The sequence below is a fragment of the Streptomyces sp. NPDC005799 genome, from assembly GCF_040630525.1.
Lineage (GTDB): Bacteria > Actinomycetota > Actinomycetes > Streptomycetales > Streptomycetaceae > Streptomyces > Streptomyces griseorubiginosus_B.
The window spans coordinates 1-24,717 of record NZ_JBEXXQ010000091.1 but is presented as its reverse complement, the minus strand read 5'-3'; the positions used below and the strand labels follow the sequence as shown (position 1 = coordinate 24,717).

21 protein-coding genes and 4 pseudogenes are annotated in these 24,717 nt (G+C 68.8%); 18 read left to right on the top strand and 7 right to left on the bottom strand.

The genetic code is table 11. The features are described 5' to 3' along the window. Positions 1–725 precede the first annotated feature (725 nt). Entirely contained in the window at positions 726–1,661 is a 936-nt protein-coding gene (locus ABZ453_RS47810) for a chitinase (protein WP_359025873.1), read from the bottom strand. 401 nt (positions 1,662–2,062) lie between these two features. Here ABZ453_RS47810 and ABZ453_RS47805 point away from each other — a divergent pair, with 401 nt between their 5' ends. Next, a complete protein-coding gene (locus ABZ453_RS47805; RefSeq protein ID WP_359025872.1) occupies positions 2,063–2,224 on the top strand; it encodes a hypothetical protein in 162 nt (53 codons plus the stop codon). 712 nt (positions 2,225–2,936) lie between these two features. On the opposite strand, the pseudogene ABZ453_RS47800 reads toward ABZ453_RS47805, so the two are convergent. From ABZ453_RS47800 to ABZ453_RS47790, 3 genes and pseudogenes are all read right to left on the bottom strand, one after another. Further along, positions 2,937–3,082: pseudogene (locus ABZ453_RS47800) on the bottom strand (transposase); the annotation flags it as partial. 81 nt (positions 3,083–3,163) lie between these two features. Beyond that, positions 3,164–5,326, bottom strand: a complete 2,163-nt coding sequence (locus ABZ453_RS47795; protein WP_359025870.1) for a beta-galactosidase — start codon at positions 5,324–5,326, stop codon at positions 3,164–3,166. Positions 5,327–5,374: 48 nt separating this feature from the next. Next, a pseudogene (locus tag ABZ453_RS47790) lies at positions 5,375–5,596 on the bottom strand (carbohydrate ABC transporter permease); the annotation flags it as partial. On the opposite strand from ABZ453_RS47790, the pseudogene ABZ453_RS47785 reads away from it, so the two are divergent. Continuing rightward, a pseudogene (locus ABZ453_RS47785) lies at positions 5,586–5,926 on the top strand (IS110 family transposase); the annotation flags it as partial. The pseudogenes ABZ453_RS47790 and ABZ453_RS47785 overlap by 11 nt on opposite strands. 104 nt (positions 5,927–6,030) lie before the next feature. Here the strand turns inward: ABZ453_RS47785 and dgoD are convergent. The 3 genes from dgoD to ABZ453_RS47770 all read right to left on the bottom strand — a co-directional run bounded on the left by dgoD (position 6,031) and on the right by ABZ453_RS47770 (position 9,105). Next, the gene (gene dgoD / locus ABZ453_RS47780) at positions 6,031–7,176 is read right to left on the bottom strand and encodes a galactonate dehydratase (protein ID WP_359025868.1); all 1,146 of its coding nucleotides are present in this window, start codon (positions 7,174–7,176) and stop codon (positions 6,031–6,033) included. 151 nt (positions 7,177–7,327) lie between these two features. Then, entirely contained in the window at positions 7,328–8,095 is a 768-nt protein-coding gene (locus tag ABZ453_RS47775) for an SDR family NAD(P)-dependent oxidoreductase (protein ID WP_359025866.1), read from the bottom strand. Next, positions 8,092–9,105 (bottom strand): LacI family DNA-binding transcriptional regulator, encoded by a 1,014-nt coding sequence (locus ABZ453_RS47770; RefSeq protein ID WP_359025864.1) that lies wholly within the window; start codon positions 9,103–9,105, stop codon positions 8,092–8,094. Before ABZ453_RS47770 ends, ABZ453_RS47775 begins: the two co-directional genes overlap by 4 nt. Positions 9,106–9,582: 477 nt before the next feature. Here ABZ453_RS47770 and ABZ453_RS47765 point away from each other — a divergent pair, with 477 nt between their 5' ends. From ABZ453_RS47765 to ABZ453_RS47690, 16 genes and pseudogenes are all read left to right on the top strand, one after another. Then, on the top strand, positions 9,583–10,926 hold the full coding sequence (locus tag ABZ453_RS47765) for an extracellular solute-binding protein (RefSeq protein ID WP_359025862.1): 1,344 nt from the start codon (positions 9,583–9,585) through the stop codon (positions 10,924–10,926). Continuing rightward, positions 10,923–11,954, top strand: a complete 1,032-nt coding sequence (locus ABZ453_RS47760; protein ID WP_359025860.1) for a sugar ABC transporter permease — start codon at positions 10,923–10,925, stop codon at positions 11,952–11,954. The genes ABZ453_RS47765 and ABZ453_RS47760 overlap by 4 nt, the downstream gene beginning before the upstream one ends. Further along, a complete protein-coding gene (locus ABZ453_RS47755; protein ID WP_359025858.1) occupies positions 11,954–12,775 on the top strand; it encodes a carbohydrate ABC transporter permease in 822 nt (273 codons plus the stop codon). The genes ABZ453_RS47760 and ABZ453_RS47755 overlap by 1 nt, the downstream gene beginning before the upstream one ends. A 112-nt stretch (positions 12,776–12,887) precedes the next feature. Continuing rightward, the gene (locus tag ABZ453_RS47750; protein WP_359025856.1) at positions 12,888–13,556 is read left to right on the top strand and encodes a bifunctional 4-hydroxy-2-oxoglutarate aldolase/2-dehydro-3-deoxy-phosphogluconate aldolase; all 669 of its coding nucleotides are present in this window, start codon (positions 12,888–12,890) and stop codon (positions 13,554–13,556) included. Then, positions 13,553–14,512 (top strand): sugar kinase, encoded by a 960-nt coding sequence (locus ABZ453_RS47745; RefSeq protein ID WP_359025854.1) that lies wholly within the window; start codon positions 13,553–13,555, stop codon positions 14,510–14,512. Before ABZ453_RS47750 ends, ABZ453_RS47745 begins: the two co-directional genes overlap by 4 nt. 44 nt (positions 14,513–14,556) lie before the next feature. Further along, entirely contained in the window at positions 14,557–15,624 is a 1,068-nt protein-coding gene (locus tag ABZ453_RS47740; RefSeq protein WP_359025852.1) for a lactonase family protein, read from the top strand. A 36-nt stretch (positions 15,625–15,660) separates the two neighbouring features. Next, complete coding sequence (locus ABZ453_RS47735; protein ID WP_359025850.1) at positions 15,661–17,187, top strand: alpha-N-arabinofuranosidase; 1,527 nt, start codon at positions 15,661–15,663, stop codon at positions 17,185–17,187. A 45-nt stretch (positions 17,188–17,232) separates the two neighbouring features. Beyond that, positions 17,233–18,186: a glycosyl hydrolase gene (locus ABZ453_RS47730; protein WP_359025848.1), complete on the top strand. Its 954-nt coding sequence runs from the start codon at positions 17,233–17,235 to the stop codon at positions 18,184–18,186. A gap of 173 nt (positions 18,187–18,359) precedes the next feature. Further along, on the top strand, positions 18,360–18,881 hold the full coding sequence (locus ABZ453_RS47725; RefSeq protein ID WP_359025846.1) for a hypothetical protein: 522 nt from the start codon (positions 18,360–18,362) through the stop codon (positions 18,879–18,881). Continuing rightward, complete coding sequence (locus tag ABZ453_RS47720; RefSeq protein ID WP_359025844.1) at positions 18,878–21,262, top strand: carbohydrate binding domain-containing protein; 2,385 nt, start codon at positions 18,878–18,880, stop codon at positions 21,260–21,262. Before ABZ453_RS47725 ends, ABZ453_RS47720 begins: the two co-directional genes overlap by 4 nt. 284 nt (positions 21,263–21,546) lie before the next feature. Next, the gene (locus tag ABZ453_RS47715; RefSeq protein ID WP_359025842.1) at positions 21,547–21,963 is read left to right on the top strand and encodes a 4Fe-4S binding protein; all 417 of its coding nucleotides are present in this window, start codon (positions 21,547–21,549) and stop codon (positions 21,961–21,963) included. A 67-nt stretch (positions 21,964–22,030) separates the two neighbouring features. Next, positions 22,031–23,155 (top strand): DDE-type integrase/transposase/recombinase, encoded by a 1,125-nt coding sequence (locus ABZ453_RS47710; protein ID WP_359025840.1) that lies wholly within the window; start codon positions 22,031–22,033, stop codon positions 23,153–23,155. Beyond that, positions 23,071–23,382: a Mu transposase C-terminal domain-containing protein gene (locus ABZ453_RS47705; protein ID WP_359025838.1), complete on the top strand. Its 312-nt coding sequence runs from the start codon at positions 23,071–23,073 to the stop codon at positions 23,380–23,382. The genes ABZ453_RS47710 and ABZ453_RS47705 overlap by 85 nt, the downstream gene beginning before the upstream one ends. 199 nt (positions 23,383–23,581) lie before the next feature. Beyond that, positions 23,582–23,950, top strand: a complete 369-nt coding sequence (locus tag ABZ453_RS47700) for a hypothetical protein (protein WP_359025836.1) — start codon at positions 23,582–23,584, stop codon at positions 23,948–23,950. After that, positions 23,844–24,062, top strand: a pseudogene (locus ABZ453_RS47695) (AAA family ATPase); the annotation flags it as partial. The gene ABZ453_RS47700 and the pseudogene ABZ453_RS47695, both read left to right, overlap by 107 nt. 3 nt (positions 24,063–24,065) lie before the next feature. Further along, positions 24,066–24,422 carry a hypothetical protein gene (locus tag ABZ453_RS47690; protein ID WP_359025835.1) on the top strand — a complete coding sequence of 119 codons (357 nt, stop codon included), beginning with the start codon at positions 24,066–24,068 and terminating at the stop codon, positions 24,420–24,422. Positions 24,423–24,717 lie beyond the last annotated feature (295 nt).

Here is a 24,717-nt window from a genome sequence, read left to right as displayed (position 1 = left end):
GCGGCGTCACGCGACGGCCCGTCCTCCAACGGCGGAGGACATTACGGGCGAACAGCCGCACTGATCAGCGACCGAAACCCGCTGAAGAATCGAGGCTAATCATCCGATGTATCGTGCGCTGGAGTGTAGAGCCGCGAATCGGAGAGGTCAATGGATAAAGAAGGGAGGCGGAGAGATACGCGAGACCCTGGCGCTCATAATCAGTCACATTCATATCAGTGGTTCGCGATACGGTACATTCATCCGATCTTTAGGCTCTCGGAGGATTGGCTGCTCATCAGCGCTGAGGGCGCTTCCCGCCGACGGCCGACTCGGGCGGAAGTGGCGGAAGCGATAGCGGCGGAGGGCGCGGGCCAGTGCGACGCTGCTCCCTTCCGGAGATGAAGTGCTGGACGCCGAATGCGATCAGGGCGTGAGCAGCAGGTGGCTTTTTCTGGTCCAACATGCCAAAGCGCATTCCGTACAGTAAGGTTCGGCGCTGCGTGCGGGCAGCAGTGTGGTGGGCAAGCGCAGCATCAGGCGCCGCGAGCCTCAGTTGGCGAAGTGCAGGTGGGCGTCGTACAGATGCTTCATCAGTTTGCGCTCATCACCGTGTGGTTGCCTGGCGCCGACGGTGCCAGGCAACCACACGGCAGTGTCATTACCTGCGGCGTCCCGCTTCACTGCCAGCACCCGGTGAAAGGCCAGGTGGCAGCGGACTCCTGCTGGAGTACTGACCGGGTCGGTCAGCCGCCGATTGCGTTGAAGGTGCGGGAGTAGGCGAATCCCGTTGCCTTGTCGTAGTCGTGCAGTTCCCAGAAGGAGAGTTCCTGTACGCCGTTCGAGGCGGCGAAGCGTTCGAGTTTCTTGGCGTCGGACTGGGAGAACACCTCGTTGTCGTCGTTGCGTCCCGCGATCGGTGTCAGGCCCATTCTGGCGTATGCGGCGGTCTTCGAGATCCCGTACAGGCTGGCCAGTTGACCCGATGTGGCACGGGCCGCGGACTGGGCGTCGTTCAGGGCGTTCTCGCCATCGCCGAAGTCCATCGTCATGAGGTTGACGACGCTGACGTTCACACCCCGGTTCTGTGCATCCCGCAGTACGCCCAGTTCCCGGGAAGGCAGACCGTCGGGGTCCACGGCGAGCGTGTAGTCGACCTGGACGGATGGGTTCTCGGACTGCAGAGCGGCGAGCGCTTTGTTGCGCCGGGTGTTGGCGGCGGCGTCGCCCAGCACATCGCCTTCGATGTCGAAGTCGAGCCGTGTGATGCCGTAGGTCTTCACCACGTTCTCGTAGGCCGCGGTGAGTGAGGAGACCGAGGTGCAGGTCTGAGCCAATTCGCCGCCCGATTCGCCGCCGAAGGAGACGATGACGTCACCGCCTGCTTGCTTGAGTGCCTTCACCTGGGAGGTGAACGCGCCCACGGAGGAATCGTCTGCCTCCCACTTGGGCGTGCATCCGGACCGCGGGATCAGGAACGCGAGGGTGTAGTCCTTCACTCCGGTGGCCCTCATGTCGGCGGACATGTCTCCCGCGTCCGCTCCCGTGATCTGCAGGTAGGGAGCTGCGTAGTGATCCGAGAACGGGCTCGCGGCCTGAGCCGTACCGATGCCGCTCAGTGCGGTGGTGGTGACAGCAACCGGGAGTGCTGCCACCATGCCGAACTTGCAAAGCAGTTTCATGGATGCCTTCCGAAGGGGGCCGGCAGACCGTGGTGGGGGCGGGACATGCCAGATCTCCAGCACCGTTGGCCGGGGACTGGGTGTTCCCTACAAAGCACGGTGATTGCGGGCCCGAGTGATTGTGGATGAGGGACGGCGGACGGCGGCGGGTGCTCAGCGATGTTGCCCGACATGACTGCGCAGCCGGTCCGTCGGCCCACATCCTTTCCCAACTGCGACCGCATGGAATGCAACGTTCCCGGCTGGATCCCGCACCCAGACGTCGGGAGACCTGTGCGGATTCATGATTGCGTACTGTTCCTTAAGCGAACCTCAAGCAGACGGTAAGGCGAGCTTTCGTGAACGCGCCTATGTGGCCAGCCAGTTGAGAGGCCCTGGTCGCCATCGCCCGATCGATCCTGGTGATCGTCTGGCATCTCATCAACGACCCCACCGCCCGCTTCGCAGACCTCGGCCCGGACTGGCACACCCGACGTCTCGATCCCGAACGCCGCACCCGTGAGCTACTGCGACAGCTCAAGGACCTCGGGCACTACATCCCCATCACCCCGGCAGCCGCCTGACGAGCACCCCAACCCGACAGCCACTGCCCTCAGCACCCAGGCCTGCCCGAACAGCCGCTCCGCCATCACCCGGTCGAATGGGTAGTCCCGCATGAGTAGCGTGCCCCCTCGCACTGCCCCCATACGTCCGCCGAGACGAAGTCGCGCGGGTCCCGCGTGACCTGGTACTCCTCGCGGGGCTTTTCCACGATGATCGGTGTTGCCATGGTGCCCTCCGGTTTCTCGGATTGCGTGGCGCTACCTGCCCGGCTGCCGGGATTGACGGCCGGCGTCCCCCTGCACGGCCGGGTCCGGGGCCGTGCAGGGGGAGTTGGTGGCTCGGCACGGAGAGGGGTTCTCCACGACGGGGGCCGAGTGGGGCGGGCCTCCCCGTGCCAGGGGACGGGTTGTCGTCTCAGCAGCCGGAGATGGTGCCTGCGGTCAGCTCGTCGGCGGTCTTGGCCAGGAGTGCGCTGTTCGTTTCGGTGTCGGCTTCGGCTCGGCGGGCACAGCGGCGGGTATGCCCTCGGGTGCGGTCATGGCTGCCTCGTTGAGTGAGTCGGGGTGTGGCTGTTCATGGACCTGAGTTCGGGCGCCGGAGTGTCGGGGTGACGACTACTGGCTGATGTGGTGTGACGCTAGCGGCAGTAAGTCTCTTCACGCAACTAACCAGTGCCGGTGGGCGCACTGTCTGGTGATCGTCGGTAATCGAGGTCCGCGACGCTATCGAGACGCTCCGGGCCGCATACGCTTTCAAGCCGCGTGCGTGGTCGAACCGTGTGCGGTCGTCCCCGATCTCGGCGAGGACCCGGGCTCCGAGCTGGTGCCGAGCCCGGGGAAGCTCAGGATCACGTCAGCGTCAGGGTGCCGGGGGAACGCCAGTACTGATCGCCTCGATGTGGACGGGCCGGCCGGGCGTTGTCAGGGGGAGGCGCCCTGCCGGCCGTCGGAAGGGCCGCCTCAGGGGGAGGCGGGGCTGTCGTCACCGGTGGTGACGAACACTCGGACGTCCCAGGCGCCGAGGTCCAGCGCCGTGCCGACGGGGACGGACGCACCGTCGAGAACGTCGGTCAACTCCCAAGGAGCCGTGACCCGGGCGGGCTCCCAGCTCCAGTTGTGGATCACCTGGACGCGGCGGCCGTCCGCGGACGTACCGGTGGTTGCGGTGACGGACGCCGGGAGGTCCTGCCAACCGCTGCGCGCGACAGGCGCCAGCCAGTGGGCCAGGGCCCGGGCGAGGCTCCGTCCGGGAACCGTGCCGACGCAGGTGACCCGGCCCGCGCCGTGGCGGCGGGTGGTGGCGGCGGGCCAGCGGCCGAAGTGAGGGTGGTCGTACGCGGCGAGCACCTCGGCGTCGCTGGCGGTGAGCCCGTCGAGCCATCGGGTCGCCGTCGCGTCCTCGGCGAGTCGCAGCGGACCGCCCTCCGCCGCGCGGACCGGCACCTCGCGCGGCAGGTTGCTGAACTCCTCGTACGTCACGCCCGCGGCCTCCACCAGGCGTCCGGGAGCTGGCTCGTGCCGCGCCCGGGCCTCGTGGTCGGCGTAGGCCGTACGGGGGCCGAGGACCAGGTGGCCGCCCGCCTGGGCGTAGGCCGCGAGCCAGTCCACTGTGCCGTCGTGGGCGGTGTAGAGGGCAGGGACCACCAGGACCGGATGGCGTCGTGCGGCCTCTTCCGGCGCCATGCCCTCCCGTTCACCGCTCGGGTCGTGCAACTGCCTGGCGTGTACGAGGCGCACCTGGCGGTCGGCGTCGAAGGCACCGCGGTAGAAGGGGTCGAAGATGCGGTGGTAGGCGGCGGGGTCCGGTTCGCCGTCCGGCTTCGACAGCGGCGGGTACTTCTGCATCAGCCACTTGCTGGGCGTCGAGTACACCATGGTGATGTCGGCGTCCGGTTCGAGCCCCGCGACGAGCGGGCCGGCCTTGTCGAACTCCGCGCCGAGACGGGCGATCTCGGCGTACGCGCGGCCCGGCCGGCCGGAGTGCGGAAGGACGCCGCCCCAATAGGTCTCGGCCCCGAAGCGCAGGGTCTGCCACTGCCAGTACTCGATCATCCGGGCGCCGCGCGCGACGTGCGCCCAGGCGGCCTGCCGCCACTGTCCGTCGTAGCCGGGCCGGTTGTCCCACGCGAAGCCGATGCTCTGGGCGTTGGTCTCGGTGACCAGGAACGGCTCCTGGCGAGAGGAGAACATCCAGTCCGCGGTCTGGTACATCGACCACACCCCGGTGGTCTTCCAGATCTGCTCGTGGTCGTCCGGCGTGGGGTCAGGCAGCAGCAGGCCGTCCTGCATGTCGTAGTACGGGTTGCCGGAGGCGATGTCGAGGCGGTCCGACAGTTCGTCGTCCTCCACCCCGTTGCGGGTGTAGGAGATGCAGGTGGTGACGAACTGCCCGGGGCGGGTGTACTCACGCACGATGTCGGCCTGCCAGCCGATGAACTCGGTGACCTGGCGGGCCTGGAACTCCCGCCAGGCGACGTCGTACTGGGGCTGCGTGTTGCCGTCCGGGGTCCACAGGTCGGCCCAGGTCGACAGCCGGTGCGACCAGTAGACCAGGCCCCATTCACGGTTGAGGGTCTCGACGTCGCCGTACTTCTCGCGCAGGTGGTCGACGAACCGCTGGAAGACACCGTGGTTGTGCAGCAGGTGCGGGCCCGGCTCGTTGTCCACCTGCCAGCCGATGATCGCCGGGTGGTCGGCGTACCGGGCGACGATCTTCCGGATCACCCGCTCGGCGTGGAACCGGAACGCCGGGTGGGTGATGTCCACTTCCTGGCGTACGCCCCAGCTGAGGCGCTGTCCGGTGGCGTTCTCGCCGGTGATCTCCGGGTACTGGCGGGCCAGCCATGGCGGCACGGCGTACGTCGGCGTGCCGAGGATGACGGAGATGCCGCGTTCATGGGCGCCGTCCAGGACCGGCTGGAGCCAGTCGAGGTCGAACCGTCCGTTCTCCGGCTCCCAGGTCGACCAGACCGACTCACCGACCCGGATGACGGTGAAGTGCGCGTCGACCATGAGGTCGAGGTCGGCCTTGAGCTGTTCGTCGGCCCGGATGCCGCCGTAGGCGGGCGTGTACTCGTGGTAGTACGCGGCGCCGAACAGTACACGGGAGGGCAGGACCGCCATCGGGGAACCTCCAGTTGTGAGGGTGGGATGTGAACGCGCAAGCGCGCGTCACTGATTGACGTCGCCGGTGGCCAGACCGCTCTGTCGGTATCGCTGGAGCATCAGGAAGGCCACGACGAGGGGGACGACCGAGATCAGCGAGCCGGTCACCAAGAGGGGAAGCGCGTCACTGCTGGCGCCCGACCCGCCGTTCCGGGTTTGGTCGGCCCAGCGGGCGAGCCCGACCGTGATCGGGTACAGCTCGGGGTCGTTGAGCATGATCAGCGGCAGCGTCCTGGCCCCGGCCGACGGCCGTGAGGTCCCCTTGGCCATCGACATGACTGGCGGCGAACCTGCCTTGCTGCTCACGCTGCTTGTCAATCACGGCAGGAGATCCTCTGTATGCCCGGTCGGCTGGCCAACCGGGCCCGCAACGGCTACCGCGGTGAGGGCAGGACCGACGTCCGCGACGCTCACGTGATCGCCGACCAGGCCAGGTTGCGCCGCGACCTGCGGCGCATCCACCCCGGCGACGAGGCCACGACGGAACTCACGCGGCTCACTGGACGCCGCGCCGACCTGGTCGAGGACCGCACCCGCGTGGTCGACCGCCTTCGCGGCTGACCGGTTCGGTCGCGTCGTCCACGACCCTGATCAAGCGGTGAGCAGACGGTCCAACGCCGGACGGACGCACAGTACGGCCGGTCGGGCGGCGCGGCCACGCGCTACCAGGAGGCCAGTGAGCCGTCCCTGTTGCGCCAGACCGGGTTGCGCCAGCGGTGGCCGCGTTCGGCGGCGGCCCGGACGGCGTCCTCGTCGATGGTGATGCCGAGACCGGGCGCGGTCGGTCGGTCGATGTAGCCGTCGCGGAACGTGAAGGGCGTGGTGTCCGCGAGGTAGCCCAGCAGTCCGCTGCTGTCGCCGTAGCCGATGCCCAACGCCTGTTCCTGGATGAGGAAGTTGGGGATCGCGAAGTCGAGCTGGAGGCTGGCCGCGAGCGCGATGGGCCCGAGCGGGCAGTGCGGGGCGACCACGACGTCGTACGCCTCGGCCATCGCGGCGACCCGCCGGGACTCGGAGATCCCGCCGGCGTGGCTGATGTCGGGCTGGGCCACGGCGAGCCCGTCGGCGAGCACCGAGCGGAAGTCCCAGCGGGAGTAGAGCCGTTCACCGGTGGCGATGGGGATGGACGTGGAGCGCGCGACGGCGCCGAGGTCCTGGGTGAACTCCGGCAGCACCGGCTCTTCGACGAAGAGCGGCAGGAGCGGTTCCAGGAGGGGCAGGACACGGCGGGACATCGCTCCGCTGAAGCGGCCGTGGAAGTCGAGCGCGAAGTCGCGGTCCGGGCCGATGGCCTCGCGTACCGTGGCGGCACTGTCCACGATGGCGTTGATCGCCGCGGGCGTGGCGAGCGGCTCCAGCTGACCGCAGGGGTTGAGCTTGACGGCTGTCATGCCCTTGGCGACCTGTGCGGCCGCCGACTCGGCGAGTTCCTCGAGGGTTTCGCCCCCGACCCAGCCGTAGACCCGCACCCGGTCGCGCACGTGGCCGCCGAGGAGCTGGTGGACGGGGACGCCGTAGGTCTTCCCCGCGATGTCCCACAGGGCCTGGTCGATGCCGGCCAGGGCGCTGTTCAGGACGACACCGCCGCGGTAGAAGCCGCTCTTGGCGAGCACCTGCCAGTGTTCCTCGATGCGGGCCGGGTCCTGTCCGATGAGGTAGTCGAACATCTCCTCGACACAGCGGGCGACTGTGTGTGCCTTGCCCTCGACTATGGGCTCGCCCCAGCCGGAGATGCCCTCGTCGGTGTCGACGCGGAGGAAGAGCCAGCGCGGTTCGACGAGGAAGAGCTCGTATCCAGTGATCTTCATGGGGTGGTTCTCCGGGGTCTGGTTCTGTGCGGGGTGCGGCCGGGTGAGCCGGCGGCGCGTGGGGCGGTCGACGTGGTGGTGGGGGAGCGCGGCGCCCTGCCGTTCATGGCGGGACCGGGCCGTCAGTCGCCGGGCAGGCGAGTTCGGCTGTCTACTCCTGGGAACTGATGCTGCGGCCGCCGTCCACGACCAGGTTCTGGCCGGTGACGAAGGAGGCGTCCTCGGAGGCGAGGAAGGCCACGGCGGCGGCGATGTCCTCGGGCACGCCGAGCCGTCCGACGGGCGTGCGCGCGGCGGTCCGCGCCTTGTACTCCTCAGGCACCTCGGACCACAGGGCGGTCACCACGGCTCCTGGCAGGACCGAGTTGAACCTGATCTGGCCTCCGTACTCGACGGCCAGCTGGCGTACGAGGGCGTCGATCCCGCCCTTGGCCGCCGCGTACGCGGGGAAACCCCTGAAACCGATGGCCGCGTGCACGGACGAGGTGATCACCACCGCGCCCCCGGCCGTCCTGAGGAGGGGTACCGCGGCCCGGACGCCGTAGAACACCGAGTCGAGGCAGAGCCGCAGTTGGTCGTGCCAGGCGCCGTCGTTGAGTTCGTGTGCCGCTCCGGGGAGGTTGCGGCCGGCGTTGAGGTGGAGCACGTCGAGGTGTCCGGTCCAGGACTCGGCTGCGGCGACGGCCGCCGCCCAGTCCGCCGGCGAGGTGACGTCGAGGGGCCGGTCGTGCGCCCGTCCTCCACCCTCCTGGATTTCCCCGGCGACGCGCCGGGCACCCTCGGCGTCGACGTCTGTGACGAGGACGGACGCTCCTTCGGCCGCCAGCCGGCGGGCGGTGGCCGCCCCGATGCCGGAGGCCGCCGCGGTGAGCAGGGCGGTACGGCCGGTGAAACGCGCCGGTGAGCCGACGGAGGTCATGGCGTTCCTCCAGGTCCTGCCGGTCTGGTCGTGGAGCCGCGCAGTACCAGTCGGGGCTCGGTCGGTACGACGACGTCTCCCGGCGGCCTGCCCTCGATGGTGGCCACCAGGGCGTCCACGGCAGCGATCCCCAGCTCGTACAGGGGCATCGCGACGGTGGTGAGCGGAGGATGAAGGTACGCCGCCACGGGCAGGTCGTCGTTGCCGACCACGGAGACGTCCTCCGGGATCCTGAGGCCGAGATCCCTGATCGCGGCTATGGCTCCTATCGCCTGGGCAAGTGAGCTGGTGTACAGCGCGGTGACTGGTGGCCGCCCGCTGCCGTCGACCGGGAGCAGCAGTTCTCGCGCCGCGGAACCGCCGCCGTCCTCGGTGAAGTCCCCGGACGCGACTGGGGCCGCTTCCAGGCCCAGCGCGTCGGCGTGGCGCCGGAACGCCTCCTTGCGGACCTCGCTGGGGGTGATCCCCGGCGGACCCGAGATGTGGCCGATCGCGCGGTGACCGAGGCCGTACAGGTGATCGAGGGCGGTCACGCTGGAGCGGGCGACGTCCATCGTGACGTTGCGGCCGGAACCCGCGACCGAGCGGTTGAGGAAGACGTGGGGGACCGCATTGCCGTTCAGCGCGTCCAGAAGAGGGTGGCCGGGGCGGGCCGAGGCGATGAGCAGCCCGTCGACCCTGCCTTCCTGGACGAGGTCGTGGAAGGACTCGTCGGCCTCCTGTCCGTCGAAGTCCTCCGCCAGCAGGGACAGGTAGCCCAGTTCGCGGGCCCGCTGGTAGGCGCCGCGGGCGATGGTGACGTAGGTGGGGTTGCCGAGGGCGGGGACCAGTAGGGCCAGCGCGTGGGTGCTGGCGCCGGCCAGGGCCCGGGCCCCGGAGTGCGGCCGGTATCCGAGCATCTCGGCGGCCTCGTGGACGCGCCGACGCGTCTCCGGTCGTACGGACAGGTCCTGACGCCCGTTGAGCACCTTCGACACGGTTGCCTTGGAGACACCGGCTGCGTCTGCCACATCCACCAGCCTGGCCCTGACGGGCTGTTCCGGCACCTGATTCCCCTCTCGCGGAGTGACCTGTTCTGACCCCTTGACACCTTCTGGCGATGCAACCTAACGTTCGCGAAAGTTTCAGTCAACCGGTTTCCCTGGACGGGAATAAGCCATCTGTCCGGGCAGAGCCTAAGAAACCGCCTATATCGAACACGGCAGGATGTCGGCCACAGCTGACGTTCAGTCAACTGAGCATCACTGGCCGGTTGACGTCGGTGCAGCACCCTCACGCACCCCGGCTGTGCTCCCAGTCGTCCTCTGCGGCAGCCCCTCATGCCGCCACGCAGTCGCCGCACGTCCCGCACCGCTGTACGTCTCGCATCGGCCGTACGCGACGCCGCGGTCGGCCGTGCACGCATCCACGTACCTCCCGTTTCGGCGCATGTCCGCACCCGCGTACGTCCCGCGCTCACCCTCGTTCCGCTCGAAAGGCCCATCAGCATGCCCATGCCGACGACCTCCCTCGACAGACGGCGCTTCCTCGCCGTCTCCGCCGGCGCCGCGCTCGGCGCGTCCGCGCTGTCCGCCTGCGCCACCTCCGTCAACAGCGGCGACGCGAGCACGTCCAAGACGACGCTCACCGTGATGTCGGTCGACAACGAGATGGACAAGAAGACCATCCAGGCCGCCGAGAAGGCGCTCGGTGTCAAGATCACGTACGTTCGCTTCGACCAGACCAAGCTGAACGCCATGCTGGCGGCCAAGAACCCGCCGGACCTGGTGCGGGGCCTGGGCGCCGTGGACACGCCGTATTTCGCCGCACGCGAGCTGATGGAGAACCTGGACCCGTACTTCGCCAAGAGTTCGGTCCTCACGCCCTCCGACCTCGACCCCGTCAACGACGTGTGGCGCTTCGACGGCCACCAGCAGGGTGCGGGACCCCGGTACGGCATGGCGAAGGACTACTCGCAGGACCAAATGTTCTGGTATCGCACCGACCTGTTCGACGCCGCGAAGATAGACCACCCGAGCGCGACCGAGCCGCTGTCCTACGACGAGTGGCTGGATCTCGGCAAGCGGCTGGTCAAGCGACGGCTCGGCAAGGTCAAGGTGTACGGACTGAGCGCCACCGCACTCGGCAACTTCTCCCCGCTCATGGGGATGACCGCCTCGGCCGGCGGCAGCCTGTTCGCCGAGGACCTGGCTTCCGTGGACTTCTCCTCGCCCGAGGCGCTCAAGGCACTCACGTGGCTGATCGAGTACACCAAGGCCGACATCGGCCCGAACCTCGTCAACCCCAACCCGGACGGCTGGGACTGGCCCGCCTACCAGGCGGGGCGGATGGCGATGGCCGGTGACGGCTACTGGTTCGGCGGGGCGATCAGCGGGGACCCCAAGGCCCCCGAGGTCTCCCGGTTCGCCCCCGCGCCCCAGTTCGGTGCCACCCGTATCAGCCCCAGCTTCGGTGCCACCGGCTACTGGATTCCCAAGAGTGCCAAGAACAAGGACGCGGCCTGGAAGTTCTTCGAGTGGTACTTCGCGGGCCAGCCCGCCAAGGACCGGGCGAGCGGCGGGTGGGGCATTCCCACCCTGAAGTCGCTGCGCTCCCAGATGCCGCAGGGCACCGCCTTCCAGAAGCAGGCGTTCGAGGTGCAGCAACGGGAGCTCGACCACTTCAAGGTGCTCACGTTCACCCCCTATGTGCAGCTGGCCGCCCTGGACGCGACGCTCAACCAGACGCTGCCGCAGATGGTCAAATCGGGCGCTTCGGCGGGCAAGGTGGCCGACAAGCTGAACTCCCTGATGAACGACCAGATCACCAAGGGCAAGCAGGTTCTGGGATGAGCGGCGCCGGTCAGCTCACCGCGCCGGCCTCAGCGCCGGCCCCCCGGGCGGTAACCGCCCGGGGGGCCGGGCGGCCGGGCAGCCGGTCCGGCTCGCTCAAACGGCGCAGAACCCTGTCGTTCTACGTGTTCACCGGCCCCTGGATGTTGGGTTTCCTGGCCTTGACCGCGTTCCCGCTGGGTTACGCGCTGTGGCTGAGCTTCACCAACTCCGACGGGCTCTCCCCGCACCCCCGCTTCGTAGGCCTGGCCAACTACCGGGAGGTATTCACCGACCAGGCCACGCTGGACTCCCTGGCCCGCACCGGGCTGTTCACCGCGCTGACGGTGCCGCTGACGATCGCCGCGGGACTCGTCCTGGCGGTGCTGGTGAACCAGCCGTTGCGCGGCCGCGGGATGTTCCGCACCCTGCTCTACCTGCCGGCCGTGATGCCACCGGTCGGGGCGGGCCTCACCTTCAAGCTGATCTTCGACCGTGACTCGGGTGCGGCCAACGGCATCCTGGACGCCCTCGGCATCGACGGGGTGTCCTGGCTGACCGATCCCTACGCCCGCTGGGTGCTGATCGTGCTGACCATGTGGGGCGCGGGCAACATCATGATCATCTCCTTGGCGGGGCTGCAGGATATCCCCAAGGAAGTCCTCGAAGCGGCCAGGGTGGACGGGGCGAACCCCTGGCAGTCCTTCACCCGGATCACCCTGCCACTGCTGTCCCCGGTGCTGTTCTTCCAGGTCGTCACAGGAATCATCGCGGCGCTGCAGAGCTTCGCGCCCCTGTTCATCTCGCTCAACGCCAGCCCGCAGGGCATGGCGTCCGTACCCCAGGGCAACTTCTTTTTCATGATGCACGTCCTCACCCAGTACTTCGCCGACGGCCGCTACGGCTACGCCTCGGCCCTGTTGTGGGTGCTCTTCGCGATCATCATGCTGCTCACCGCCCTCGTCTTCCGGCTGAGCAGGAGCGTGGTCTTCTACTCGGTGGAGCCGGAACCCGCCGGGAAGCAGCCGCGCACGTTGGGAGGCAAGTGATGGTGCTTCGCCGGCGCAGCGCGCTGTACATCCTCATGGTGGGGCTCGTCGTGCTCTTCCTCAGCCCCTTCGGCTGGCTCCTGATCACCGCCCTGAAGGACCCCTCGGAGCTGCAGGCCCTGCCCATCCACTGGTGGCCGCACCAACCGAGCCTGGACAACTTCCGGCAGGCGCTGTCCCTCTGGCCGTACCTGGGCTACGCCCGCAACTCCCTGATGATCTCCACGATCTACGCCGTGCTGGCGTCACTCGCCTCCGCCTGGGCCGGCTACGGCTTCGCCCGGCTGGAGGCACCGGGCAAACGGGTCATCTTCGGCGTGCTGATGTCGACGATGATGCTGCCGCAGATCATCACCCTGGTCCCGACCTACCTGCTGTTCGGCAAGATCGGCCTGCTCAACACCTACATGCCGTGGGTGCTGTGGGGGCTGTGCGGCGCCCCCTACCTGATCTTCCTGTTCCGGCAGTTCTTCGCGAACATGCCGAAGGAACTGGAGGAGGCGGCCATCATCGACGGCTGCGGGCAGATCCGCATCTTCTGGCGGATCTTCCTCCCCCAGTCCTGGCCGGTCATCGCCACCAGCCTGATCCTGTCCTTCAGCTGGACCTGGGGTGACTGGATCGCGCCCGCCATGCTCCTGGACGACGACCGCACCACCCTCGCCGTCCGGCTCGCCAAGGGCTACATCAACGAGCACGGCGCCTTGATGAACAACCTCGTCGCGGCGGGCACCGTGATGTACATCGTCCCCGTGCTCGCGCTCTTCCTGATCATGCAGCGCGGATTCGTCTCCAGCGCCGCCACGTCCGGACTGAAGTGACCGAAGTCCGGGACGGAACCGGACAGCGAACCATCACTCAGCCGACCCCCTCGTAAAGGAATCCCATGACCGACACCCAGGGCGCCGACACGTCCCCCACGGCGGTGGGGTGATGGAACGTCCGCCCATCACCCCGCAACTCGGCCGGACCCGGGTCATGGCGATCCTCCGGTCCGCCGACGCCTCCGGGCTGCCCGCCGTGGCCAGGGCCCTCGCAGACGGCGGCATCGTGTGCCTCGAGGTCACCCTCACCGCCCCAGGCGCACTCGACGCCCTGGCACGCATCAGGGACGAGCTCGGCCCGGAGGTGGCCGTCGGCGCCGGCACGGTGCTGACTAGCGGACAGGCCAGGGACGCGCTGGCTGCCGGAGCCGGATTCCTAGTGTCCCCGGTCGTGGACGCGGAGTTGATCCGACGCACCGCGCAGAGCGGCACCCCCTGCTACCCGGGCGCCTGGACGCCGACCGAGGTGCACACCGCCTGGCAGGCCGGCGCCGCGGCGGTCAAGCTCTTCCCCGCCTGCACCGGCGGCCCCGCCCATCTGAGCCAACTGCGCGCGCCCCTGCCGCAGATACCGCTGTTGGCGGTCGGAGGCGTGGAGATCACCCACGTCCGGGACTACCTCGACGCCGGAGCCTGCGCCGTGGGTGTCGGTTCCCCGCTGCTGCGAGGCGCTGACCGGGACCCGAGTGGCACGGCACTCGGCGCACTGACCGACAGGGCACGGACTCTCCTCGAAGCGGCCGGGTCTCCTTCCCCGGCTTCGGAGGCCGTCCGATGAACAGCCCTGACACACAGCCCTACCTCGTGACGGTCGGCGAGACCCTCGCCGCCCTGTCGGCGTCACGGCCCGGCCCTCTCGCTCTGGGCGCCGACCTACGCCTCGACGTCGCCGGGGCCGAGTCGAACGTCGCCGTCGGCGTCTGCCGGCTCGGTGGATCCGCCACCTGGATCAGCCGTGTCGGCGACGACGCCCTCGGCGATCTCGTCCTGCGTGAGCTGCGGGCGGAAGGCGTCACCACCGTCACGTCCCGCGACCCGGCACCCACCGCCCTGCTCCTGAAGGAACGCCGCACCTCCACCCGCAGCCGTACGCGCTACTACCGCACCCACACGGCCGGGGCCCGTCTCAGCGCCGACGACATCCCCGAGCACGTCGTCGCGCGGGCCACGGTCCTGCACATCAGCGGCATCACCCCCGCGCTCGGGGACGGGCCCGCCGCGGCCGTCACCCGGGCCGTGGACATCGCCGCCGACGCCGGGGTGACCGTCTCCCTGGACGTTAACTTCCGCTCCCTGCTGTGGAGCGAGGACGAGGCCCGGCGCACCCTGCTGCCCCTGCTGCGCAGGAGCGACCTGGTCTTCGCCGGAGCGCACGAGGCGGAGTTGGTCGTGTCCGGTGCCGACGGGCCGGAGGAACTCGCCAAGGGCATCTGCGACCTCGGACCGGACGGTGCCGTGATCAAGATGGGCGCCGACGGGGCGTACGCCCTCCTCGACGGAGGGGCCTACCGGCAACCGGCGGTACCGGTCAGCGTCCACGACTCGGTGGGCGCGGGAGACGCGTTCGCCGCCGGGTACCTCGCCGAACTCCTCGCGGGCGAGCCTCCGGAACGGCGGCTGCGAACGGCGGCCCTGCTCGGCGCCTTCGCGGTGAGCACCGCCGGCGACTGGGCGGGCCTGCCCAGGCGCTCCGAACTCGGGCTGCTCGACCACCACGACGACATCGTCCGCTGAGACCTCATTCTCCGCACCACCTCAAGCGACTTCCAGGACCACCCATGCTCCCAAGCCTCTCCAGCGGCGCGATCCGTGTCCTCACCGGTTCCCACACCCCGGACTCCGGCGGCGACGGTCCCGGCGTCTCGGCCCTGCTGCTCGATCCCACGACCGGCCACCTGGCGTACGACGACGAGGTGAAGCCGCTGCCCGTCAGCGGGGCCTCCTTCCTGGCGGCCCACCCGTCTCTCGACGTCGTCTACAGCACGAACGAGACAGAGGCGGGAACCGTCAGCGCCTTCGCCCTTGACGGCGAGGGCACCATGACCCCGCTGGGCGACCCGGTCAGCGGCGGCGGGGCGAACCCCTGTCACCTCACCGTCCACCCGGGCGGGGAGTGGCTGCTGACCGCGAACTACGGCAGCGACACCGCGCCCGGCACCGTGGCGGTGCACCGGATCGACGCGGACGGACGGCTGCTGGAACCGGCCGACCTCGTCGTCCACCAGGGGGCCGGGCCGGTCACCGGACGCCAGGAGGGCAGCCACGCCCATCAGGTCCTGCTCGACCCGGCGGGCCGTTTCGTACTGGCCACCGACCTCGGGGCGGACGCCGTGTTCACCTACCGGCTCGACACCCGTACCGGACACCTGGAGCGGGTGGCGGTGAACCGGCTGCGGGCAGGTTCCGGTCCCCGCCACCTCGCCTTCGCCCCCGGCGGTGACGTGGTCTTCAGCGCGGACGAGCTGTCCTCGACCGTCACGTGCCACCGCTACGACGCCACCCGCGGCACCCTGACGGCTCTGTCCTCCGTACCCGCCACGACCGTCACGGGCGTCACCAACCAGCCCGGCGGAATCGTCGCCGGCGGACGCCACGTGTGGGTGACCAACCGGGGCGCGGACACGGTTGCCGCGTTCCATCTGGCCGGTACCACCCTGGAGCCGGCCGGCGAGTTCCCCGCCGGCGGCACCTGGCCCCGCGGCCTCACCCTGGCGGCCGGCCACCTCCTCGTCGCGAACCAGCACAGCGGTGACCTCACCGTCCTACGGGTGTCGGACGACGGAACCCTCCACCCGCCGCACCCGGCGCTCTCCGCGCCCTCCGTGGTCTGCGCGCTGGCGCTCTGATCCCTCCTCATACCGCTCGTGGTTCGAAAGGCAGTCATGTCCCACCCCGGCACCACCCCCGCGCGCTTCACCCTCGACCCGGCCTTCTCCGTCGGCAGCGTCAACCCCCGTCTGTACGGCTCGTTCGTCGAGCACATGGGCCGCTGCGTCTACACCGGCATCTACGAGCCCGGCCACCCCGCCGCGGACGCCGACGGCCTGCGTCAGGATGTCCTGGAGCTGGTCCGGGAACTCGGCGTCACCACTGTGCGCTACCCCGGCGGCAACTTCGTCTCCGGCTACCGCTGGGAGGACAGCGTCGGCCCGCGCGAGGAGCGGCCGACCCGACTGGACCTGGCATGGAAGTCCACCGAGACCAACGAGTTCGGCCTGGACGAGTTCATGGACTTCAGCCGCAAGGCCGGTACGGAGCCCATGATGGCCCTCAATCTCGGCACCCGCGGTGTCGAGGACGCCATACGACTCCTGGAGTACAGCAACCACCCCGGCGGCACCGAGCTGTCCGACCGCCGCATCGCCCACGGCGCGAAGGAGCCGTACGGCATCCGTATGTGGTGCCTGGGCAACGAGATGGACGGGCCCTGGCAGACCGGGCACAAGACGCCCGAGGAGTACGGCCGCCTCGCCGCCGAGACCGCCCGCGCCATGCGCCAGGTCGACCCCGACCTCGAGCTGGTCGCCTGCGGCAGCTCCAGCTCCGCCATGCCGACGTTCGCGTCCTGGGAGGCGACCGTCCTGGAGGCCGCGTACGACCTCGTGGACCACGTCTCCCTGCACGCCTACTACGAGGAGATCGACGGCGACCGCGCCTCCTTCCTCGCCTCCGCCGTGGACATGGAGCACTTCATCGAGTCGGTCGTCGCCACCGCCGACCACGTCCGCGCCCGCCTCAAGGCGACCAAGCGCGTCAACCTCTCCTTCGACGAGTGGAACGTCTGGTACCAGAAGCGGCCCAACCCGCACCATGTGGAGGAGTGGCAGCAGGCGCCGCGCATCCTGGAGGACGTCTACACCGTCACCGACGCGGTCGTCTTCGGCTCGCTGCTCATCGCCCTGCTGCGGCACGCTGACCGGGTCACCGCCGCCTCGCTCGCCCAGCTCGTCAACGTCATCGCGCCGATCATGACCGAGCCGGGCGGAGCGGCCTGGCGGCAGACCACGTTCTACCCCTTCGCCCAGGCGTCGGCGTACGGCCGCGGCCGGGTGCTGCGCGTCGAGGTCGACAGCCCCACCTACCCCACCGCGCGCTTCGGCGACGTACCGCTGCTGCACGCCACCGCGGCGATCGACGAGGAGACCGGCGACGTCACCGTCTTCGCCGTCAACCGCGGCCAGGACACGGACCTGCCGCTCGAGATCGACCTGCGCGGGACCGGTACGTACACCGTCGCCGAGCACCTGGTGCTCGCCGACAGCGATCCGGAGGCCACCAACACCGCGGACCAGCCCGACCGGGTCACCCCGCACACCGCCACCGGGACGACCATCACCGGCGGCGTCCTCCACGCCGAACTCGAGCCGCTCTCCTGGAACACGATCCGCCTGACGAACCGTCAGAACTGACTCGATGCCACACCGAGCCAGCTCTCACCTGCCTGGGAAGAACCGATGACGACCGTTGCCCGACCTCTGTTCCGAGACCCCATTCACGACGGCGCGACCGACCCCACCGTCATCTGGAACCGGCAGGCCGGCGAGTGGTGGATGTTCTACACGAGCCGACGAGCCGACGCGCCGCCGATGGGTGACGTGAGCTGGGTGCACGGGAGCGACATCGGCATCGCGTCCTCCGACGACGGCGGGGCGACCTGGCTGTACCGGGGAACCGCCGAGGGGCTGGACACCGAACCCGGGCGGCACACCTACTGGGCCCCTGAGATCATCGATGACGGAACCGAGTACCACATGTTCGTCAGCGTGATCCGCGGTATACCGACCCGGTGGGAGGGACATCCGCGCACGATCCGCCACTACACGAGCCATGACCTCTTCTCCTGGACCTATCGCTCCACCCTGTCGCTCTCTTCCGACAGAGTGATCGACTCTTGCGTCCTGCGGCTCCCCACGGGCGGCTACCGCATGTGGTACAAGGACGAGGCCGATCAGGCGCACACCTACGCGGCGGACAGCGAAGACCTCGCGCGGTGGACCGTCCGGGGCCCTGCCGTCGAGTGCTCGGAGCACGAAGGACCGAACGTCTTCGCGTTCGGCGGCAGTTACTGGATGCTCGTCGACGAATGGCACGGACTGCGGGTTCTTCACTCGCGGGACCTGGAGACGTGGGAACCGAGGGGACTCGTCCTCGACCGCCCGGGGCAGGGCACGGACGACACGTCGTACGGATTCCACGCCGATGTCGTCACCAGTGAACTCGGCGCCTTCGTCTTCTATTTCACCCACCCCGATCGCGTCGGCGAGGGCGGGGCGCACCCGGGCGACCGCGACGACCGCCGCAGCTCCATCCAGGTCGCCCGCCTGCGCGTGAGCGGGAACAGCCTCACGTGCGACCGCGACGAAGTCCTTGAGGCGCCAATCCTGCCTGTCGAAGGGCCGGGGCGATGAAACGGTGGCTCTCGCGCACGACCCGTCGGGAACGTAACCGCGCATCCCGCCGGTCCCGCACATCGTCTCAGCGCGGCGCCGAGCCGCCTCGACTGCAATCCCCTCATGGACAGAGCGGAGCAAAGATGCTTCCACCAGGCCATACCCGCGCCCGTACGACACTGGCTCATTTCGTGAGGTTTGCGCCGTTCGTCGCGGCGCTGCTTCTCACCACCACCGCCTGCCACTCCAAGGAGACGGCCGGTTCGGGCGTCACCCTTCTCGACGGTGATCGCATCATTGTCTCGGGCCCGGCCGTCGTATCCGCCATTCCCATCGATGACCAGGGCAACGTCGACGCGGCGGAGGCGCGAAGCCAGATCCCGTCGCTCGAGAGCGTCGCCCTGCAGTACCCCGACGTCAGGGTTCTCCTCACCGACTCGGGCGGGCACACGTCCGACTCCGCGCTGCGGAACTTCGCGGCGGACTGGACGGTCCGGCCCCACCTCGTGGTCGCCGCGGACTCGGCTTCGGCCGGCACCCGGCTGCCCAGGGACGGACGACTTCACACGCTGGTGATTGGCGCCGACGGACGAGTGGCCGCCGAATGGTCGGACCACGCTGTCCCCACCCAGGTGATCGTCGCCGCGATCCGCAAGGTCACGGCGAACCTCTCCACCCCTTCCGACAACGTCGTACGGAAAGAGACACCATGAAACGAACAAGACAGCTGCGACGGTTCATCGTGAGTGTGGTCGTGACCGCGCTGCTCACCTGCGCCGCGGTGGCGCTGACGCCGGCCGCGCCGGCCCAGGCGGCGGGCTCGACCTACTACGTGGACTGCTCGGCTGCGACCGACGGCAACGGCAGCTCCGGCTCGCCGTGGAACTCCCTGTCGGACCCGAACGCACAAACGTTTCTGCCGGGAGACCAGCTTCTGTTCAAGCGGGGGACGACCTGCACCGGCCTGCTGCACCCGCTGGGCTCGGGCAGCGCGGCCGGCGGGTCGATCACCATGAGCGCCTACGGCACCGGCGCACTGCCGGTCATCGCCGGGGGCGGCGCCACGGACGCGATCTACCTCTACAACCAGGAGTACTGGGAGATCTCCAACCTGGAGGTGACCAACACCGGTGCCGTCACGGGCGCGAACGAGCGGCGCGGCGTCTACATCGTCCTGGAGAACTTCGGGACGGGCCACCACTACAAGGTCAGCAACCTCAACATCCACGATGTGAACGGAACCGAGTCGAAGGCAGGCAACGGCAGCGCCGGCATCCAGTTCTCCGTCATCGGGACCACCACGACGCCGACCACCTTCGACGACATCGACATCGACGGCAACACGGTGTCGAACATCCACCGCAGCGGTATCAACATGGCCAGCGTGTGGGGGTGCCGACCTTCCATCGGCTGCAGTTCCACGAACTGGACCCCGTTCACCAACGTCGTCGTCCAGAACAACACCGTCCATGACACGAGCGGCGACGGCATCGTCGTGCAGAACTCGCTGAGCGCCGTCATGCAGCACAACGTCGTCTACAACGCGGCCACGGGCAACTCGGCCAACGCGGGCATCTGGGCCTGGGACTCCGACAACACGGTGATCCAGTACAACGAGGCGTACGGAACCCAGAAGAACTCCGGGAACAGCGACGGCCAGGGCTTCGACGTCGACTACGGGCAGGACGGCACGATCGTCCAGTACAACTACAGCCACGACAACGCGGGAGGCTTCATACTCTTCTGCGGCTGCGGCGGCGGGATGCGCCTCTCCAGCAACGCTGCGGTCCGCTACAACGTCAGCCAGAATGACCGTCTGCGCGTCATCACCATGGACGGCTCGCAGGACTCCAAGTTCTACAACAACACCGTCTACCTCCCGTCCAGCTCCACCGCGAACGTCCTCGAGGTCACGGGCGCCTGGAACGACCTCACACTCGCCAACAACATCATCTACAACCTGGGCAGCGGTGGCTACGTCTACACGACCGGCCAGCCGGCCTCCAACTTCGCCTGGCGCAACAACCTCTTCTACGGCAACCACCCGAGCAGCGAGCCCTCCGACCCCGGGAAGATCACGGCGGACCCGCTGCTGAGCTCGCCCGGCAGCGGCGGAACGGGCATCGGCAGTGTCGGTGGTTACCAGCTCACCGCGGGATCCCCGGCCATCGGAGCGGGAGTCGTCATCCCCGACAACGGCGGCCAGGACTACTGGGGTTCGACCGTCCCCTCGGTCTGCGCGCCCGACATCGGTGCCGACCAGTACAGCTCGCCCTCCGACTCCACCTGCCTGGCGAACGAGAACCTCGGCTTCGAGACCGGGACGACCAGCGCGTGGAGCAAGTGGAACAACGCCTCGGTGACGAACTCGACCTCCCACAGCGGAACCTACGCGGCCAAGATCACCTCGTCGCCCGCCTCCCTGGAACAGTCCGTACCCGTCGCGCCCCGCACGACGTACCGCGTCTCGGGCTGGGTGAAGTCGGATGTCGCCGGTGAGGTCATGAACGTCGGCGTCAAGAACACCGGCGGCCTGGAGACGGTGGGGTACGCCAGCGGCACCGCGTGGACGTACGTCTCTGCCGACTTCACCACCGGGGCGACGAACAACACCGTACGGCTGTACTGCTACAAGAGCTCGGGCACGGGCAGCGGCTACTGCGACGACATGGCCGTAACCCCCGTCAAGAACTACGCGATCAACGGCAACTTCGAGTCCGGCCACACCGTGCCCTGGCGCAACGGTGACTACTCGCTCACCAGCAACGCCGCCAACGGCAACGCCGCCGGACTGACGAACTCGTCCCTGAGCGGAAGCACCCTGTTCCAGATCATCACCGGCCTCACCCCGAACACCACGTACCGGCTGACCGGCGACATCGCGAGCCAGACCGCCGGCACCACGACAGCACTGGAGGCCAAGCTCTACAACGGTTCCGCTGTGACAAGTGCATCGACTACATCGAGCACCTACTCGAAGCAGTCGACGACCTTCACGACCGGGGCGGGCGTGACAACGGCCCGCATCTACTGCCACCTCGTCTCCGGAAGTGGTGACGGCTACTGCGACGAAGTCACGCTGACCCAGCAATGACAGGCATCGACGCACACGACGCTTCGCTGGTCTCGTGACGTGACGGTAAACGCGGTTGACCTTCGACCGCCGTGCGGCGGGGCCCTGGCCGGTGAACGGCCGGGGCCCCGCAGACGATCGCCGTGATCCCTCGCGAGACTGCTCCGCGCGCCGTCCCGATAGACATGTCGCACATCATGCATAACAATAAGTCGTCCAAGTAGTCGACTATCAGCGTGGAGTCTGGCGATCTCGCGCGGCGCGTGGCCGATCGGCCTGTCTCACGAGTCGCAGGGGCGATCTGAGTGACCTTTGTCATCACCCACGGATGCTGCAACGACAGTTCGTGCGTGCCGGTCTGCCCGGTCCAGTGCATCCGGCCACGCCCCGGTGATCCGGAGTTCACCACGACCGAGCAGCTGTACATCGATCCAGCGACCTGCATCGACTGCGGGGCGTGCATGGAGGAGTGCCCCGTTGACGCCATTCACCCGGAGTGGGAACTCCCCGAGCACCTGAGCGACTACCTGGAGATCAACGAGGCCTACTTCGAGGGCAGCCCGGTCGAAGAATCGCGGCCACCGGACCCGAGCCGCCGACGGCTGCCGGTCGGGCGGTCGAAACTCGCGGTCGCGGTCGTGGGATCGGGGCCGGCCGGTTGCTATGCGGCGGCCGAGCTGAGTGCCGGCCGGATGAAGTGGATCGACACGAGTTGGCCCTGACGGGCAGTGGTGGTGCGGGTCCAGCCTGACTCGTTGACATGTCCGCAGCCTTTTGGAGGTCACCCTGATGGCTCTGGTCGACGAGGAGGAACGCCAGCGGGCCGAGCGGGCCCACCAGGTCGCGCTGTTCCGCTACCAGTTGATCCGTGAGGCGGCCGACCCTGCCCTGAGCCCGCGTCAACGCGGGGCGATGGTGCGGGAGTTGGCGGCGAAGACGCATACGGATCCGTTCGGGCGGCAGATCACAGTGGGCCGGGGCACCCTGGACCGGTGGCTGAAGAACTGGCGTGAGGGCGGCTTCGACGCCCTGCTGCCGCCGACCCGGCAGGTCACCCCGAGGACGCCGGAGGAGGTCCTGGATCTGGCGGCGGCATTGAAGAGGGAGAACCCGTCGCGCACGACCGCTCAGGTCGTGCGGATTCTGACCCAGCATCTGGGCTGGGGCCCGTCCTATCGCACCGTCCACCGCCACCTCGGCCGTCTCGATCTGCTGGACCGCCCCGACGGGCAGGCCCCGCCCGCCTTCGGCCGGTTCGAGGCCGACCGCCCCAATGAACTCTGGGTCGGAGACGCCCTTCATGGCCCGAAAATCGCAGGTCGCAAGACGTATCTGTTCGCTTTCGTGGACGATCACAGCCGGGCGATGGTCGGGCATCGCTGGGGCTTCGCGGAGGACTCCGTCCGCCTCGCGGCCGCCCTGCGGCCGGCGCTGGCCGCGAGGGGCGTCCCCGAGGGCGTCTATGTCGACAACGGCTCCGCCTTCGTGGCCAAAGCCCTGCTCAGAGCCTGCGCAAGACTCGGCATCAAGCTGATCCACTCCACCCCGGGACGGCCCGAAGGACGCGGGAAAATCGAGCGCGCGTTCCGAACCGTGCGGGACCAGTTCCTCGTCGAGGTGGACGCCGCCAAGATCGCTGATCTCGGCGAGCTCAATCGCCTGTTCACAGCGTGGTGTGAGCATGTGTATCACCGGGCGGTGCACTCCGAGACCGGCCAGGCGCCGTGGAGCGGTGGCTGGCCGGAGCCCCGTTCCCGCAGCCGACCCCGGCCCAGCTGCGGGAGGCTTTCCGCTGGTCGGAGCATCGCACCGTCGCCAAGACCGCGACCGTGCCCCTGCACTCCAACACCTATAACGTCGACGCGGCTCTGGTCGGCCGGAAGGTCGAGCTGGTCTTCGACCCATTCGACCTGACCGAGATCGAAGTCCGCTTCCAGAACCGGCCGTTCGGCCTCGCCGTCCCGCACCAGATGTCGCGACACGCGCACCCCAAGGCCAGGCCCGAGGTCCCCGAAGCGCCGCCCGCGCCGTCCACCGGCATCGACTACCTCCGCCTGGTCGACACCGCCCGCACCAGCGAGCTCGGCCGGCAGATCAACTACGAGTCCCTGCTGCCCGACCCGCCGGCCGAAGGCTCGTGACCAGCAGCAACCCGGTCCAGGACCGCATCGACCACCTCGAAGCCGCCCATGACGGGCCCTCGCACTGCTGGAGAGGACCCTGCGGCTGGCCGGACACCAAAGCGACCGAGGGTTCGCCCCGTCCCATCTCGCCAGAACGATCCGCCTGGTCGTCATCTTTCACCGCCGGGCCAGTGCCAGTGCCACCGAGCTCACCAACTTGATCAACTACCTGGAGAGACTCGCGTTGATAGACAAGATCCAGGGCTACTACGGGTTCACGACCCGGCCCTTCGGCAAGGACCTGGCGCCGGGGATGCTGCACCGGCACTCCTCCCATGCCCAGGCCGCGGCCCGCATCACGTGGTGCATCGGCGAACGCTGCCTCGGCGTGATCACCGGCGAGGTCGGCGCCGGGAAGACCGTCGCCGTCCGCGCGGCCCTCGACGCGCTCGACCACCCCCCGGCACATCGTCATCTACCTGCCGAATCCCGCCGTCGGCGTCGCCGGCATCCACCAGGCCATCGTCACCGCCCTCAGCCGCGTCCCCAAACCCCACCGGTCCACCCTGATCCCGCAGGCCGCTGACGCGCTCGCCATCGAGTACGCAGAAAGGGGCAGGGTCCCCGTCCTCGTCCTGGACGAGGCCCACCTCCTCAACCATGAACAGCTCGAAGCCGTACGCATGTTGACCAACCACGACATGGACTCGACCAGCCCGCTGGCCTGTCTCCTGGTCGGCCAGCCCACCCTCCGCCGCAAGACCAAGCTCGGCATGCTGGCCGCCCTCGACCAGCGGATCGCGATCCGCTACTACATGCCGCCCATGACCAGCGAGGAGACCACCAGCTACCTCGCCCACCACCTCGCCCTCGCCGGACGCTCCGACACCCTGTTCTCCGACGACGCGATCACGCTGATCCACGACACCGCCCGCGGCTATCCCCGCGCCGTCAACAACCTCGCCGTCCAGTCCCTGCTGTCCGCCTACGCCGACAACAAGTCCATCGTCGACGAAGCCTCCGCCCGCGCCGCCATCGCCGAAGTCACCGAGGAATGACCACCGTTGCGAACGGCACCCCGAGCATCCCGGTGACACCGTGAACATCAAATGCCCTGCCGGAACCCCACCGGCAGGGCATTCTCATCACCCCACATGCTCATCCTGAGTGACACCCCCATGCTCATCTTGAACGGCACTCAACATCCAGACGTGACAGCAGGCGGCCCAGCGTGGTGGCGCGTGGCGGACGGCGCAGTCCGATCCTCGCCCGCGCCTCGGGAGAGGTATCGATGGCATAGCGGGCGATGCCGGCCGGCGTGGTGGCGCCGCCGAGCACCGCGAGCAGGCACAG